Origin of the sequence: Sphingomonas mangrovi, assembly GCF_047975845.1 — a bacterium.
GTDB lineage: Bacteria > Pseudomonadota > Alphaproteobacteria > Sphingomonadales > Sphingomonadaceae > Sphingomonas.
Genome location: NZ_JBIUCZ010000029.1, coordinates 1 through 14,398 on the forward strand (window position 1 = coordinate 1; position 14,398 = coordinate 14,398).

Genomic DNA, 14,398 nt, shown 5'->3' on the forward strand with positions numbered 1-14,398 from the left:
ACAGGTCCGCAAAGGACGCCGGCCTCGTCTGCTTGCGCATCTCATCTCTCCGATACCCAGCGAAGAGAATCACATCCCCAGCTTTATGCAAAGGTCCCGCGAAAGCTGGGATCTCGTGCCACAGGCTCCGTCCTCGCGGCACGAGATCCTGACTTTCGTCAGGATGACGGTCGGGTGCGATCCGGGCGCCAGGTGCGACGATGTTGGAAGGAGGCGCCTTGCCGCCGCCTCAGGCGAGGCGGCGGGAAGGGCTGGCAGGAGTGGAGGGACTCGAACCCACGGCCCTCGGTTTTGGAGACCGATGCTCTACCAACTGAGCTACACTCCTATTGCCCCGCCCTCTATCCGCCGTTTTCGTCGGGGGCAAGGGCCGTGCGCATGCAAAATGACCGGGACGTTCCGATCGCTTTTACGAGCACCGCGCGGCGGGAGAGCCCTGCCGGCGCGGCGCGGAGTAGGAAAGCGGAAAATGCCGGCTGCCGCTCGGCAGCCGGAGCGATCAGGCGGCGATGGCGTAGGGCTTGATCTCGCCGTTGAGGTAGAGGTTGCGTGCCTTGGCGCGGCTGAGCTTGCCCGAGCTGGTGCGCGGCAGCGTGCGCGGCGGCACCAGTTCGATCACGCAGTTCATGCCGGTGACGGCACGCACCCGCTCGCGGATCTCCTCGCGCAGCCGCTGGCGCTCGTCGTCGTCGGAGGCGCGGCACTGCACCAGTACCGCCGGCGTCTCCTCGCCACCCGGCGTGGTGATCGCGAAGGCGGCGATGTCGCCGGCCTTGAAGCCGGGCAGCTGCTCGACCGCCCACTCGATGTCCTGCGGCCAGTGGTTGCGGCCGTTGACGATGATCATGTCCTTGGCGCGGCCGACGATGTAGACATAGCCGTCCGATAGATACCCCATGTCCCCGGTATCCAACCAACCGTCGGCCATGCACGCCTCGGTCGCGGCATCGTCGCGGAAATAGCCGACCATCACCGACGGCCCCTTGCACCATACCTTGCCGATCGCGCGCTCGGGCAGCGGGGTGCCGTCCTCCTCGCGGATCTCGACGGTCATGTCGCGCACCGGCTTGCCGCAGTTGACGATCGCGCGGAAGCGCTGCGGCCGGTCGCCGCGGCGGTCGCCGCCCGACAGCTCGGTTTCCTCGACCAGCTCGACCTGGATGCCCTCGCCCGGCGGCATGATCGACACGGCGAGCGTCGCCTCGGCCAGGCCGTAGCTCGGCAGGAAGGCGGAGGCCTGGAAGCCCGCGTCGCCGAACGCGTCGACGAAGCTCTGCATCACGTCCGGGCGGATCATGTCGGCGCCGTTGCCCGCCACGCGCCAGCGCGACAGGTCGAAGCGGTCCGACGCCTTGGTCTGCGACGACATGCGGCGTGCGCAGATGTCGTAGCCGAAGGTCGGCGAATAGGAGAGGGTGGTGCCGGTGTTGCGGCTGATGAGGTCGAGCCAGGCGAGCGGGCGCCGCGCGAAATCCTCGGTCTTGAGATAGTCGGTCGAAACCTGGTTGGCGACCGGCGACAGGAAGCAGCCGACCAGCCCCATGTCGTGGTACCAGGGCAGCCAGGACACGCAGCGGTCGGTGCCGACCAGTTCCATGCCGTGGCTGTGCGCGGCCAGGTTGTTGAGCAGCGCGTGGTGGGTGATGGCGACGCCGTGCGGAAACCGCGTCGAGCCGCTCGAATATTGCAGATAGGCGATGTCGTCGCCGCGGGCGGCCGGCAGTTCGACCTCGGCCGCGTCGCGGGTCGCGAACTCGGACCAGTCGATTCCCTCGACGCCCGCGATGCGCGCGGCCTCGCCCGCCATCTGCGCGAGCTCGGGCGGGAAGATCAGCATCTTGGGATCGCAGCTCGAAAGCTGGACGCGCAGCTGCTCGACATAGGCCTCACGGCCGCCGAACGAGGTAGGCAACGGCAGCGGCACCGGCCAAGCGCCGGCATAGACCACGCCGAAGAACAGGCTGGCGAACTCCGCGCCGGTCTCGGCGACCAGGGCGATGCGGTCCTGCGGGCGCACGCCGGCGGCGATCAGCCGGCGCGCCTGCGCCAGCGCGTCCTCCCGCAGCTCGGCATAAGGATAGGCGCGCACCAGCGTGCCGCGCGCGTCGTGGAAGTTGAGCCCGCGAACACCCGAGGCCGCATAGTCCAGCGCTTCGCCCAGCGTCTCGAAATCGGCGAAGCGCCGCGGCAGCGTGTCCATCGTCGGCGTCCCGCCGGCTGCCGTTGCTTCCATATCGGTGTTCATCGTCAAAAAAGCGTCCTCCCTGCGGCGACGGCTCGCTCTGTCCAGCGCGCGCACGCGCGACGGCCAGCGTCACGGCAATCCCGTTCAAAATCGCCGGGCACTGTGGCACAAACATGGCGCATGTCCTACGCCCGCCGCGCCACCAGCCCGCCCAAACCGCTCGATGCCGAGGCGCTCGAACGGTTGGCGCTGCGCTACGTCGAGCGGTACGCGACCACCCGCGCGCGGCTGCGCCAGTATCTCGCCCGTAAGCTGCGCGAGCGCGGCTGGGAAGGTGCCGAGCCGCCGCCGGTCGATTCGCTGGCGGAGCGGATGGCCGAGCTTCGCTACGTCGACGACCGCGCCTTCGCCGAGAGCAAGGCGGCGGCGATGGGCCGGCGCGGCCTCGGCGCGCGCCGCGTCGGGGAGGCGCTGCGCCATGCCGGGGTCCAGGAAGCGGATCGCGAGGCGGTTGCCGCCGACAGCGCCGAAGATGCGGTGGAGAGCGCGCTGCGCTTCGCCAAGCGGCGGAGAATCGGGCCGTTTTCCGCCAGCGCCGCCGATCCGGACCTGCTGCGCCGCCAGGTCGCCGCGTTCGTCCGCGCCGGCCATGCGCCGTCGATCGCCTGGACGATCGCGCGGCTCGCGCCCGGTGCCGACCCGAGCGTCCTGATCGAGGACGGGGGGCGAAACAAACCGTCGCCATCGGATTGGGAGCTGTGATACATCGTCGCCGGGGGAACGATATCGATGCGTGCGGAACCGCAGCGCGCAGACCTCGACCGCGAAGGTGAGGCGCGCGAAGATATGGAGGATACGACCGGCGCCGCCGATGCGGCCGTCGCCGTTTCCGGCGTGGTGAAGTGGTTCGACGTGACGCGGGGGTTCGGCTTCGTGGTGTCGGACGATCCCGCGCACGGCGACGTGCTGGTGCATTTTTCGGTGTTGCAGCCGCACGGGCGGCGGACCCTGCCCGAAGGCGCGCGGGTCGAATGCCTCGCCACCCGGCGCCACCGCGGGATGCAGGCGCGCGAGATCGTCGCGATCGACCTGTCCGAAGCGGTGGAGGAACGGCGCGCGCGCACCCCGGTGCGTCCCGACCGCGTCGGCCTGATCGCCACGGCGGGCGCGTTCGAGCCGGTGGCGGTCAAGTGGTTCAACCGCCTGAAGGGCTATGGCTTCCTGGTGCGCGAACGCGACGGGCTCGACGTGTTCGTGCATATGGAGACGCTGCGCCGCGGCGGGATCGAGGAGGTCGAGCCCGGCCAGGCGATGCAGGCGCGGGTGGTGGACGGCGAGCGCGGGCCGCTCGCGGTGGTGGTCGAAAGGATCGACGAGTGATCAACAAGAGCGTGCGGGTGGTGCTGATCGCGGCGGCGGTCGCCTTGTCGGGAGCGTGCACCAGCAACGGCTCGAGCTCGACCAACGCGGCGGCGGTGCTGCCGCGCACGCAAGTGACGGTGGAGAGCGCGACCGGCGCCCACCGTTTCGACGTGGAGGTCGCGCGCTCGGCGGCGGAGCAGGCGAACGGGCTGATGTACCGCACGAACATCCCCGAGAACGGCGGCATGTTGTTCGCGCCCTATCCCGCGGGCGGCGGTGCGCCGCGGGTGGCGAGCTTCTGGATGAAGAACACGCCGTCGCCGCTCGACATCCTCTTCATCCGTCCCGACGGCACCGTCGCGACGCTGGCGGAGAACACCATCCCCTTCTCCGAGGCGCCGGTGTCGTCGCGCGAGCCGGTGAGCGCGGTGCTCGAACTGCGCGGCGGTCGCGCGGCCGAGCTCGGCATCGCCGAGGGCGACACGGTCCGCTGGAAGGACGCGGTCAAGTAATCGCGGGCGGCGGACGCGCGAACGCGGTTGCTGGCGGACGCTGGCGAGGGTAAGCGGCAGCGCATGGGCATGCTCAAATCGATCTTCACCTGGTGGGAAGGCGCCACCATCGGCACCACGCTTGCGCTGCGCGGCAGGACGAAGGTGGGCACCGACGGGCTCGGCAACGTCTATTACCAGGGCGGCCGCGACACGAGCGGCCAGCCGCGCCGCTGGGTGATCTACGCCGGCAGCAACGATGCCAGCCGGGTCCCGCCCGAATGGTTCAGCTGGCTGCACCATCAGATCGACGGCGCGCCCGACGATTCGCTGCCGCCGGTGCGCAGCTGGGAAAAGCCCGCGATCGCCAACCAGACCGGCACGCCGCTGGCGTGGCGTCCGCCGGGCGCGCTCGATGCGGGCGGGCAGCGGGTGCGCGCCACCGGCGACTATGAGGCGTGGAGCCCGGACGCGTGAACCGTCGCCTGGCCCTGATCGGGGGGCTGGTGCTGGCGGTGCTGGTCGCGATCGGAGCCTGGCTGCTCCTGAAGCCGGGCGCCGATCGGGCTGTCGACGCGCCCGAAGACCCTGCCGTGGCGTTCGAAGCCGCCGAGCGCGGTGCGCCTGCCGGTGAGGTCGTCACCGTCGAGGCGAACAGCGATGCGGCTGCCGTTGCGGGGACCACGCCGATGGCGGAGCGCGTCGCGGTGGTCGGCTTCCTCAACAAGCGCAACGGCGAGACCCGCGACCTGACGATGAAGCCGGGCGAGGCACGGCGCATCGGTGATGCGGTGGTGCGGCTGCGCGCCTGCGAGCGCACCGCGCCGTGGGAGCAGGAGCAGTATACCGGCGCGTTCGTCCAGCTGGACGTGCGCGGCACCGATCGTCATTGGCGGCGGGCGTTCTCGGGCTGGCTGTTCAAGGAACGGCCGACGCTGAACGTCGTCCAGCACCCGATCTACGACGTCTGGCCCAAGAGCTGCACGATGCGCTTCCCCGAAACCGGGCCGGACACGGTGCCGGCAGGATCCGGGGCGAGCCGGTCGAGCGCGCGGAACTCGGGCACGGCGCCGGCGCCGTCGCCTTCCCCGGCACCGGCGGCCAGCGCGGCGGACAACAGCACCGAATAATCCGCCCGGTCGATCTCCACCGCGCCCAGGCTGGCGAGGTGGTCGGTCTGGAACTGGCAGTCGAGCAGGCGGAAGCCGCCGACGCGCAGCCGCGCGACCAGCCAGGCGAGCGCGACCTTCGACGCGTCGGTGGCGCGGCTGACCATGCTCTCGCCGAAGAAGGCACCGCCGAGCGCCAGGCCGTAGAGCCCGCCGGCGAGGCGATCGCCGTCCCAGCATTCGACCGAATGGGCGAAGCCCAGCGCGTGAAGCTGGAGGAAGACCTGCTCGATCGTGCCGTTGATCCAGGTGTCCGGCCGGTCGGCGGCCGATTCGGCGCAGAGCGCGAGGATCTGCGGGAAGGCGGCGTCGGCGGTGACGCGGAAGCGATCGGCGGCGATCGTCCGGCGCAGCGAGCGGCCGCAGTGAAATGCGTCGAGCGGCAGGATGCCGCGGCGCTTGGGCTCGACCCAGTAGATCGACTCGGCGTCGCGGGCGTCGGCCATCGGGAAGACGCCCATCGCATAGGCGCGCAGCACCGTCTGCGGATCGAGGGGGGCGGCGTCGGTCATGGCCGCCAGCCTAGCCGTTCGGCCCGTTCGAGGAAAAGGGCCCCAAGCAAAAGGGGCCGGCGGCGCGTGCCACCGGCCCCTGGATGGGTTCAACGGAACGGCGGCCGGATCAGGCCTTGCAGCTCTGCGCGCCCTTGCCCGGCTGGGTGAGGGTGATCGCCTTGGCATCGCCGGTCAGCGAATAGCCCTCGGCCGTGAGCGGATCGCCGGCCTTCTCGGCCTTCAGCGCGACGGGGGTGCCGCCCTTTTCGGTGCGCAGGTTGGCCAGCTTGTCGCCCGCGAAGAAGTCGACGTAGACGAGGCTGTTGTCCTTGCAGCGGAAGGTGCTGGTCGCCTTGACCGCCGGGGGCAGTTCCACCGGGGCGGCGTTGGCGAGCTGGGAGGCCATCGGGTCGGGCGCGCGCGCGTCGACGGTCTCGGTCTTCTGGTCGCAGCCCGCCACGAGGACGAAGGCGAGGGCGGCGGCGGCAGTGGGGAGGAGGGAGCGTTTCATAGGATGATTGGCTTCGCGCATGCGGTACGCCGCGTCAAGCTGAGCTATGGTACAACACACTGTGGATTCCGTGCCGCAGCATGACACCGGTGCCGAAACGATCCGGGGCGGGCGCACCCGCCCCGAGCCGGCGTTCAGGCGTTGCTGCTGCCGGTCTGGCTGCGCATGCCGCCGCGATCCTCGACCAGCGTCGGCGCCGGACCGGTCGCGGGACGCAGCGCGTCGCGCTCGCCGGCGGGGACCGGCGCGGTCGGATCGGGGCGGAAGGCGTCGGGTGCGCGATCGTCGGCACCCGGGCGCGGCTTGTCGAGCGCGAGGTCGACGGGAACGTGCTCGCCACTTCCCACGCCGCCGGTGCGCGCCGGATCGGCCCGCCGCGCGAGCAGCCAGCCGCCCAGCCCCAGCGCCACGCCGAGCAGGCCGATGCCGGCGGTGACCAGCCGGCTGCGGGCGGGAGTGTCGGTGCGGGAAGGCGTGGCCATGAGGGTCCTTTCGGAAAGGGATGGGCGGAGAACCGCCGAGGATCGGAGCGGGTTCCGGAAGCGGCGCGCGCCGGCGCCGACCGCCGGCCGCCCCATCGGGCCCGGCCAGCCCGGGATGGGCGTGGCCGGGCGGCGCGTCAGTCGCGCAGGTCGGCGGGGACCGTCCCGCCGTTGGCGGCGAGCTCGCGCATCACCGCCTTGTGCAGCCAGATGTTCATTTCGGCCGACCCGTCCTTGGCACCGGTGTAGCCGAGCTCGGTGGCGAGCTCCTTGCGGTTCTCCAGGCTCGAATCGAGGTCGAGCAGCTTCATGAGATCGACGATCGAGGTGCGCCAGTTGAGGCCCGGATGCTTCGCCTCGCGCGCCTTGAGCACCGCCTCGACGTCGGTCGGACGGTTGCTGGTCGGTTCCGCGTCGAAGGTCTGCGGCGGGGTGTTCGCGCCGGGCACCGGATCGGGGATGTGGACGGGCACGGTCTTGGTCTGGGTGACGGGGGCGTCCTTCGCCGCGTCGCCGCCCTTGTGGCCGATGTAGCCGTCGCCGAACGGGCCGCCGTCCTTGCCGAAAATGGCCGTCTTGATCTTGCCGAAGATGCTCATCGAGTCGTCCCTGTCGTGGTGGTTCGGGGGCTCAACGTGCGGGAGCGGGGCTGGTTCATCGTCGCCGGGGACGGTGTCGCGCGCGTCGTCGGCCGCGGCCGGCTGCGCCGAGGCGAGGAGGTCGGCGAACCAGGCGTCGCGCTCCGGCGCGGCGCGTTCGCCGGCGCGTTCCTGCGCGAGGCGGATCTGCTCCTCCTCCGCGAAGCTCAACGTCCGCTCGTAGTCGTCGCCGTAGCGGCCGAAGCTCTCGCCGTCGAAATCGCGCGGCGGCGGGAAGGACGTGCGCCATTCGTCGGCCTCCTCATCCCACCACACCGGGCCGTAGCGCTCGCAAAGTTGAGGAAGTTGACCCGCGTCGGCGGTGGACGGGAACGGGGGCAGGGGGCGAGGTGCGGGTGGTGGCGGCGGCGGCGGGGCGGGCGGTTCCGGCTCGGCGAGGCGGAGCAGGCCGGCGGCCTCGGCCCGGCGCCACTGGTCGAGCGTCCAGTGCGCGCGGCGGGCGGGATCGCAGTCGGACACGTCGACCTCGTCCGGCAGCCCGCCGCCGCCCTGGAGGAAGCGATCGGCGCGGGCGAGCGCGACGACGCGCTCGACGTCGGGGCGATCCTCTCCGCGCGCAGCGAGGAACAGCGCGGCGCGCGCGGGGCCGGCGTCGCGATCGAGCAGGTCGAGGAAGCCGTCGAACTCCTGCGCGACGATGCGCGCGGCGTGGTGGGCGGCGGCGGCGGCGGGATCGTCGGCCTGGGCGTCGAGCCGGGCGAGCATGCGGCTGGCGAGATTGTTGTCGTAGCGGTGGCGGCTCCAGCTGCCGCCGTCGGGGCGGGTGCCGTGCTCGGTCTGGCCCTGGAGCGCGCGGGCGAGCAGCGTGTCGGCGATGCGATCGCGCGCGAGCAGGTTGGCGCCGTGCCAGCCGAGCGCGAAGCCGGCGCCGGCCGCGCGGCGGCGGAAGGCATAGGCGGAGGCGGCGGACATGCCGACGATGGCGCAGGCGTCGTCGACGGTGTGGCCCTCGGCCACGGCTTCGAGGAAGCGGCGCTGGCGATCGGGCGTCCAGCCGTCGTGGCGGATGCGGGCGGGAGATGCCTCGGGCGCGGGGTGGAGCGCGGCGAACGCCTCGAACAGCGCCGCTTCGGTGGTGTCGTCGGTCACGGGCGGGCCTCCGTCCAGCGGCGGAACTGCGCGGTGGCAGCCCCGCGGGCGGCGACGGGTGCGGGCGCGACCGGCGTGCCGATGCGGCCGGCGTCCAGGTGCGCGGCCCAGCGGCGGCCGGCGGGCGTGTCGGGATCGGGAGCGCGGACGGCGCGGGCGAGCAGCGGGCGCGGCGGCGGGGCGGGCGGGAAAGCGCGGGGCATGGCGTCCTCCTTCAACAGGCGGACCGGCCATCTATCGCAAGTCGGGGGTTGTAGGACAGCGTGCTGTGCGAGGCGTAGCGAAGCTACGACGAGCGTCGACAGCACGCCCGGACGGCGGCGCGGCGAGCGCCGACCGACGCCGCGGCTTTGCCGCGGCGGGAAGGACCCTTAGCCGAGCACCTCGCGAACGGCAGCGCGCGCAATCTCACGCGGGGTCTGGCCGACGGCGAAGAGGCGCCGATGCAGCGGCACGAAGGCGGCGAACGGCTCGTTCGCGGGCGAGGTAATCTGGGTCTGCTGAATGGCTTCGATGAAGTTCATGGTGTTCCTGTTGTGGTTTTCGAGAAAGCGCCGCCCGGAGGGACGGCAGCCGCCGGTTCCTGAGTGCGCCGGATCGCGGCGCGGGATGGGGAAAAGACGGGAGCGGCGCGAAAGTTCCGGATGCGGAACGGGTCAGCGCCTGAAGTTGGATGTGGGGTGTGGGGGACGGGGGTGCAAGGGTGGAGGGGAAACCGCTTGCCGGGCGGGGTGCAGCGGCGCAGCCTGCGATTAGATTGAGGAAGTGCCATGAGCGAGAGCAAGCCCGTTTTGCCGCCAGAGTGGGATGATCCGGACCTGCCGGAGTGGACCGACGAAATGTTCGACGTCGCCGAGTTCCGCATCGGCGACAAGGTGATCCGGCCGGCGACGGGCTACCTCGGCCCGCATGGCGTGGTGCGCGGCCGCCCCCCCGTCGCGGCGTGCGGCCAAGCAGTAGGTTACGCTGCGATGGGCCCGGACGCGATTGAGCGGTTCCGCACCTAGTGGGCCGGAGCGGTAGTGGCGGATGAACAAGGTGCTGCGGAAGGCGGCGGCGTTGGGGGTGAAGTGCCGCCGCCTTCCCCATATTCTACCTGACCTCGTCGCGCGGTGCATCTGATTGTACGGCGCGGCGCTGCCGACGTTGCGCGCTGCGCTGATGCGGTGCGACAAGCGAAAGACGTTTTGTCAGACTAGGGTTAATAGTAAGTTTCTTATCAAACAGGAGAGTCGGGTCCCCACGAAAGGCCCACCTGTTTCTAATCTGGGAAGACTTAGGTCCTTCGCGGAAGAAATTCCCGATTGCGCCCAATCGATAAAGATCACTTAGTACGTCATACAAACCATGCTTTTGCATGAAAGAACGAGCATGTGCGCTAGCCCTTCCAAGCGCAGCCATCCTACTTTCGAACTCATCGAAAAAGAACTCGGTTCGAAAGCCAGAGAAAGCTGTCTCAATCACATCTATTTCTTGCGGAGAGTAGTTAGCGGTGAGTTCATATTTGATCTCATCCCACATAACCGCCGAGAAATCACCTTCGGTATCCAGCAAGGCTCTTTCCGTGAAGCCAACTTCATTTGGAAACTGCTTTTGGACTATCGTTAGGCGCCAAATTAGGTCTCTTGGCTTGTAAAAAGACCTGTCGAGAAGATATTTCTCGATAGAGTGGCCCCTCGTCTCAGCTGGAAAGTACTCCCGGATGATTTCGGCGTCTTGAACCTGACGCATTTCTTCGTCAGACTGCTTTATCTTGCGGGCTACAATTTTGAACAACGGATGATCGAGGTTTCGATTGCCGAAGTGCCACGCCAGCTTCAAGCCCCGATCGTGTACTACGCGGTCGACTTCCTGTCCAAGTGCTCCAAACCCATCTAGCACTTCCGAGCGAACGGCTGCAAGAATGTGAATCGGTATGCCTTCGCTTGAGACAACTTCATTGATCTTGCTAACACTAAAAAGAAGATCGCGCACCATCCTTTGGTCACGATCATACTTTGACTTTTCGTCGTAGAATACTTCGAGCTCGTCAAAAAACAGATAAGCGTAGAAATCACGCGGAAACTGCTTGAGCTCTGCTATTAAGGCTGCGTTTAATGCAGAAAGAGTAGTGAAGCGCTTTTCTTTTGGGTTTCCTGTAAACTCTGCGCCCAGTTTTGCGGAGAAAAAGTCGAAATCTGAGCTAATCTCTACCGAAAGCTTCTCGAGCTTAGGAAGAAAGCCCATAACTTTCTTGAATGCATTGTTCCTAAGTCCGAGAAGTCGCATAAAGTCGGAACAGCATGCCGTAGTGCTCGCGGTTGGATGGCGCTGTACAATTTCTCCGATTTTGTGGAGTATGAACCATGTCCAAGACGTTTTAAAGTCTTGAGAAAACTCCATCTTATTTCGATCGGTTTCGAGCCAAGTTATTCCAACTTGACTCGATAGGCCCTCACGTTTTTCTTCAGGAAGATCTGACTTGAAGAGTACAAACTCCGTTAGTGCTCCATCCCGTCGCTTCATTTCCGCAAGCCAGCGAAGCAAAGAGGTCTTTCCTGTGCCCCGGAAACCCTCTACGAAGTACTGTCTTCGATTGTTAAGCGAAGAAATGTCAACATTCTCTGGGATTAAGAAGGCGTCGTAAAAACTGTTATCGCGATCATCTTGTGGTGTGACGTACTCGAACTTCCCGTCCACCATCCCGAGGTGAATGTTCCGTAATTGTCGCGCCACGCTTCCGTCCCCTATCGCCATCTCTGACAGGAAAGTACCTCAAACGGCTGCATGCGCAACGGCTTTCGGAACCTCACCCTCACTCCGCCGCCTGCGCCACCTTCCTGGGCTTCAGCAACGGCGCCAGATACCGCCCCGTATAACTCCGCGGTTCCTTCGCCACCTGCTCGGGCGTGCCTTCGGCGACGATCTCGCCGCCCTTGACGCCGCCCTCGGGCCCCAGGTCTAGGATCCAGTCGGCGGTCTTGATGACGTCGAGGTTGTGCTCGATCACGACCACGGTGTTGCCCTGCTCGACCAGCGCGTGGAGCACTTCCAGGAGCTTGCGCACGTCCTCGAAATGCAGGCCGGTGGTGGGCTCGTCGAGGATGTAGAGGGTGTTGCCGGTGGCGCGGCGGGCGAGCTCCTTGGCGAGCTTGACGCGCTGCGCCTCGCCGCCCGACAGCGTCGTCGCCTGCTGGCCGACCTTGACGTAGCCGAGGCCCACTTCGGCGAGCATCGCCATCTTGTCGCGGATCGGGGGCACCGCCTTGAAGAACTCGTGCGCGTCCTCGACCGTCATGTCGAGCACGTCGGCGATGGACTTGCCCTTGAACTTCACCTCCAGCGTCTCGCGGTTGTAGCGGGCGCCGTGGCAGACGTCGCACTCGACATAGACGTCGGGGAGGAAGTGCATCTCGATCTTGAGCACGCCGTCGCCCTGGCACGCCTCGCAGCGGCCGCCCTTGACGTTGAAGGAGAAGCGGCCGGGCTTGTAGCCGCGCGCCTGCGCTTCGGGGAGGCCGGCGAACCAGTCGCGGATCTGGGTGAAGGCGCCGGTGTAGGTGGCCGGGTTCGAGCGCGGGGTGCGGCCGATCGGCGACTGGTCGATGTCGATGACCTTGTCGAGGTGCTGGAGGCCGGTGATCTTGTCGTGCTTGCCCGCGAGCACGCGCGCGCCGTTCAGCTGGCGCGCGGCGGCGGCGAAGAGCGTGTCGATGGTGAAGCTCGACTTGCCCGAGCCCGAGACGCCGGTGATGCAGGTGAAGGTGCCGAGCGGGATCGCGGCGGTGACGCCGGTCAGGTTGTTGGCGGTGGCGTTGTGGACGGTAAGCTTCTTGCCCGTGCCCTTGCGGCGCTTGGCCGGGAGCGGCACCTCGCGGGTGCCGTTGAGATAGTCGGCGGTGACCGAGCCTTCGGTCGCGAGCACCTCCGGCAGCGTACCGGCGGCGACGACCGCGCCGCCGTGGACGCCGGCGCCCGGCCCCATGTCGATCACATAGTCGGCGGTGCGGATCGCGTCCTCGTCATGCTCGACCACCAGCACGGTGTTGCCGAGGTCGCGGAGACGCCGGAGGGTGGCGAGCAGCATGTCGTTGTCGCGCTGATGCAGCCCGATCGAGGGCTCGTCGAGGACGTAGAGGACGCCCGAGAGGCCCGAGCCGATCTGGGAGGCGAGGCGGATGCGCTGGCTCTCGCCGCCCGACAGCGTGCCGGAGGTGCGGTTGAGGTTGAGATAGTCGAGCCCGACGTTGTTGAGGAAGCCGAGGCGCTCGTCGATCTCCTTCAGGATCGCGGTGGCGATGGCGCGGTGCTGGTCGTTCAGCTGGGCGGGGAGCGCCTGGAACCAGGCGAGCGCGTCCACCACCGAGAGGTGGGTGGCGTGGGCGATGTCCTCGCCCGCGACCTTCACCGCCAGCGCCTCGGGCTTCAGCCGGGCGCCGCCGCAGGTCTCGCAGGGGTGGCTGGCCTGGTACTTCGACAGCTCCTCGCGCATCCAGGCGCTCTCGGTCTGGAGCATGCGGCGGTTGAGGTTGCCGAGCACGCCCTCGAACGGCTTCTTGACGTCGTACGACTTCTTGCCGTCGACGAAGGTGAGGGTGACGGGCTTGCCCGCGGTGCCGTGGAGGATGGTGCGCTGGACCTCCGGCGGCAGGTCGGTCCACGGCGTGTCGAGGCTGAAGTCGAACGCGCGCGCGAGGCTGCCGAGCACCTGCAGGTAGTAGGGCGAGGGCGGGTTGGACTTGGCCCAGGGGACGATCGCCCCCTTCTTGATCGTGAGATCGTGGTTGGGAACGACGAGGTCTTCGTCGAACTCGAGCTTTTCGCCCAGGCCGTCGCAGGCCGGGCAGGCGCCTTGGGGGGCGTTGAACGAGAACAGCCGCGGCTCGATCTCGGCAATGGTAAAGCCGGAGACGGGGCAGGCGAAGCGTTCGGAAAAGACGATGCGGTTGGCGGGCACGCCGGCGCCCTTCATCTTGCGGTCGCTCGCCGCCGTCTTCGTCACCCCGGCGGAGGCTGGGGTCTCGTGCGGCGCCTGTTCCGCGCCATCGGGGGAGATCCCAGCCTGCGCTGGGATGACGGGGTTGGGCTGGGTGCCGGCCATCGGCGGCACCACCGCGTCGACCAGGTCGACATAGGCGAGGCCGTCGGCGAGCTTCAGCGCGGTTTCGAAGCTGTCGGCCAGGCGCGTAGCGATGTCGCCGCCGGTCACCAGGCGATCGACCACCACCTCGATGTCATGCTTGTACTTCTTGTCGAGCGCGGGGGCGTCCTCGATCAGATGGACCTCACCATCGATGCGGACGCGCTGGAAGCCGGCCTTCTGCCACTCGGCGAGCTCCTTGCGATACTCGCCCTTGCGCCCGCGCACGACCGGGGCGAGCAGCAGCAGGCGGGTGCCGTCGGGCAGGGCCAGCACGCGATCGACCATCTGGCTGACGGTCTGCGCCGCGATCGGAAGGCCGGTCGCGGGCGAATAGGGGATGCCGATCCGCGCCCACAACAGGCGCATATAGTCGTAGATCTCGGTCACGGTGGCGACCGTGGAGCGCGGGTTGCGGCTGGTCGTCTTCTGCTCGATCGAGATCGCGGGGGAGAGGCCCTCGATATGCTCGACATCGGGCTTCTGCATCATCTCCAGGAACTGGCGCGCATAGGCGGAGAGCGACTCCACGTAGCGGCGCTGCCCCTCTGCATAGATGGTGTCGAAGGCGAGGGAGGACTTGCCCGATCCCGACAGGCCGGTGATCACCGTCAGCGTATCGCGCGGGATGTCGATGTCGACGCCCTTGAGGTTGTGTTCCCGCGCGCCGCGGACGGAGATGTGGGTCAGACTCATGGAGTGCGTTCTACTTCCGTTCTGTGCGGGATGCCAGAGGCGGGAGATAGGAAGCGGGGGAGGCGGTTGCGAGGGTGGGGGGGGCGTCACGCGTTGGGTTGCCTGGCGCACTGAGGCTTCGTACGCTGCGCTCACAACGGC

General features: G+C 68.1%; 14 protein-coding genes, 1 tRNA gene and 1 pseudogene. 6 read left to right on the forward strand and 10 right to left on the reverse strand.

Annotation, left to right across the window (positions count from 1 at the left end; translation table 11 throughout):
• Window positions 1-252: 252 nt before the first annotated feature.
• Both ACBY01_RS13215 and ACBY01_RS13220 read right to left on the reverse strand, forming a co-directional pair.
• Window positions 253-328, reverse strand: a tRNA-Trp gene (locus tag ACBY01_RS13215).
• A gap of 171 nt (window positions 329-499) precedes the next feature.
• The gene (locus ACBY01_RS13220; RefSeq protein WP_416461360.1) at window positions 500-2,245 is read right to left on the reverse strand and encodes a fatty acyl-AMP ligase; all 1,746 of its coding nucleotides are present in this window, start codon (window positions 2,243-2,245) and stop codon (window positions 500-502) included.
• Between the two features lie 120 nt (window positions 2,246-2,365).
• On the opposite strand from ACBY01_RS13220, the gene ACBY01_RS13225 reads away from it, so the two are divergent.
• The 5 genes and pseudogenes from ACBY01_RS13225 to ACBY01_RS13245 form a co-directional block, all read left to right on the forward strand.
• Window positions 2,366-2,947 (forward strand): regulatory protein RecX, encoded by a 582-nt coding sequence (locus tag ACBY01_RS13225; RefSeq protein WP_416461361.1) that lies wholly within the window; start codon window positions 2,366-2,368, stop codon window positions 2,945-2,947.
• A gap of 27 nt (window positions 2,948-2,974) precedes the next feature.
• Entirely contained in the window at window positions 2,975-3,565 is a 591-nt protein-coding gene (locus tag ACBY01_RS13230) for a cold-shock protein (RefSeq protein WP_416461362.1), read from the forward strand.
• Window positions 3,562-4,059, forward strand: coding sequence for a DUF192 domain-containing protein (locus ACBY01_RS13235; protein WP_416461363.1), 498 nt, complete (start codon window positions 3,562-3,564; stop codon window positions 4,057-4,059). Before ACBY01_RS13230 ends, ACBY01_RS13235 begins: the two co-directional genes overlap by 4 nt.
• A gap of 63 nt (window positions 4,060-4,122) precedes the next feature.
• Entirely contained in the window at window positions 4,123-4,515 is a 393-nt protein-coding gene (locus ACBY01_RS13240) for an NADH:ubiquinone oxidoreductase subunit NDUFA12 (protein WP_416461364.1), read from the forward strand.
• A gap of 278 nt (window positions 4,516-4,793) precedes the next feature.
• A pseudogene (locus ACBY01_RS13245) lies at window positions 4,794-4,961 on the forward strand (DUF2155 domain-containing protein); the annotation flags it as partial.
• Between the two features lie 35 nt (window positions 4,962-4,996).
• Here the strand turns inward: ACBY01_RS13245 and aat are convergent.
• The 6 genes from aat to ACBY01_RS13275 form a co-directional block, all read right to left on the reverse strand.
• Window positions 4,997-5,719 carry a leucyl/phenylalanyl-tRNA--protein transferase gene (gene aat / locus ACBY01_RS13250; protein ID WP_416461365.1) on the reverse strand — a complete coding sequence of 241 codons (723 nt, stop codon included), beginning with the start codon at window positions 5,717-5,719 and terminating at the stop codon, window positions 4,997-4,999.
• 109 nt (window positions 5,720-5,828) lie between these two features.
• A complete protein-coding gene (locus tag ACBY01_RS13255) occupies window positions 5,829-6,212 on the reverse strand; it encodes a hypothetical protein (RefSeq protein ID WP_416461366.1) in 384 nt (127 codons plus the stop codon).
• Between the two features lie 134 nt (window positions 6,213-6,346).
• On the reverse strand, window positions 6,347-6,694 hold the full coding sequence (locus tag ACBY01_RS13260; RefSeq protein WP_416461367.1) for a hypothetical protein: 348 nt from the start codon (window positions 6,692-6,694) through the stop codon (window positions 6,347-6,349).
• A 137-nt stretch (window positions 6,695-6,831) separates the two neighbouring features.
• Window positions 6,832-8,442: a DUF3597 domain-containing protein gene (locus ACBY01_RS13265; RefSeq protein ID WP_416461368.1), complete on the reverse strand. Its 1,611-nt coding sequence runs from the start codon at window positions 8,440-8,442 to the stop codon at window positions 6,832-6,834.
• Window positions 8,439-8,645: a hypothetical protein gene (locus ACBY01_RS13270; protein WP_416461369.1), complete on the reverse strand. Its 207-nt coding sequence runs from the start codon at window positions 8,643-8,645 to the stop codon at window positions 8,439-8,441. The genes ACBY01_RS13265 and ACBY01_RS13270 overlap by 4 nt, the downstream gene beginning before the upstream one ends.
• 168 nt (window positions 8,646-8,813) lie before the next feature.
• Window positions 8,814-8,966: a hypothetical protein gene (locus ACBY01_RS13275; RefSeq protein WP_416461370.1), complete on the reverse strand. Its 153-nt coding sequence runs from the start codon at window positions 8,964-8,966 to the stop codon at window positions 8,814-8,816.
• 246 nt (window positions 8,967-9,212) lie between these two features.
• Between ACBY01_RS13275 and ACBY01_RS13280 the strand changes: the two genes are divergently transcribed.
• Window positions 9,213-9,449, forward strand: a complete 237-nt coding sequence (locus tag ACBY01_RS13280) for a hypothetical protein (RefSeq protein ID WP_416461371.1) — start codon at window positions 9,213-9,215, stop codon at window positions 9,447-9,449.
• 85 nt (window positions 9,450-9,534) lie between these two features.
• Here ACBY01_RS13280 and ACBY01_RS13285 read toward each other — a convergent pair whose 3' ends face one another.
• Both ACBY01_RS13285 and uvrA read right to left on the reverse strand, forming a co-directional pair.
• Window positions 9,535-11,178 carry a P-loop ATPase, Sll1717 family gene (locus tag ACBY01_RS13285; protein WP_416461373.1) on the reverse strand — a complete coding sequence of 548 codons (1,644 nt, stop codon included), beginning with the start codon at window positions 11,176-11,178 and terminating at the stop codon, window positions 9,535-9,537.
• A 58-nt stretch (window positions 11,179-11,236) separates the two neighbouring features.
• Window positions 11,237-14,257, reverse strand: coding sequence for an excinuclease ABC subunit UvrA (gene uvrA / locus ACBY01_RS13290; RefSeq protein ID WP_416461374.1), 3,021 nt, complete (start codon window positions 14,255-14,257; stop codon window positions 11,237-11,239).
• Window positions 14,258-14,398 lie beyond the last annotated feature (141 nt).

Coding starts and splice junctions, on each gene's coding strand:
- ACBY01_RS13220 (WP_416461360.1), bottom strand. CDS start 2,245: ATGAACACCGATATGGAAGCAACGGCAGCCGGCGGGACGCCGACGATG.
- ACBY01_RS13225 (WP_416461361.1), top strand. CDS start 2,366: ATGTCCTACGCCCGCCGCGCCACCAGCCCGCCCAAACCGCTCGATGCC.
- ACBY01_RS13230 (WP_416461362.1), top strand. CDS start 2,975: ATGCGTGCGGAACCGCAGCGCGCAGACCTCGACCGCGAAGGTGAGGCG.
- ACBY01_RS13240 (WP_416461364.1), top strand. CDS start 4,123: ATGGGCATGCTCAAATCGATCTTCACCTGGTGGGAAGGCGCCACCATC.
- aat (WP_416461365.1), bottom strand. CDS start 5,719: ATGACCGACGCCGCCCCCCTCGATCCGCAGACGGTGCTGCGCGCCTAT.
- ACBY01_RS13255 (WP_416461366.1), bottom strand. CDS start 6,212: ATGAAACGCTCCCTCCTCCCCACTGCCGCCGCCGCCCTCGCCTTCGTC.
- ACBY01_RS13260 (WP_416461367.1), bottom strand. CDS start 6,694: ATGGCCACGCCTTCCCGCACCGACACTCCCGCCCGCAGCCGGCTGGTC.
- ACBY01_RS13270 (WP_416461369.1), bottom strand. CDS start 8,645: ATGCCCCGCGCTTTCCCGCCCGCCCCGCCGCCGCGCCCGCTGCTCGCC.
- ACBY01_RS13275 (WP_416461370.1), bottom strand. CDS start 8,966: ATGAACTTCATCGAAGCCATTCAGCAGACCCAGATTACCTCGCCCGCG.
- ACBY01_RS13280 (WP_416461371.1), top strand. CDS start 9,213: ATGAGCGAGAGCAAGCCCGTTTTGCCGCCAGAGTGGGATGATCCGGAC.
- ACBY01_RS13285 (WP_416461373.1), bottom strand. CDS start 11,178: ATGGCGATAGGGGACGGAAGCGTGGCGCGACAATTACGGAACATTCAC.
- uvrA (WP_416461374.1), bottom strand. CDS start 14,257: ATGAGTCTGACCCACATCTCCGTCCGCGGCGCGCGGGAACACAACCTC.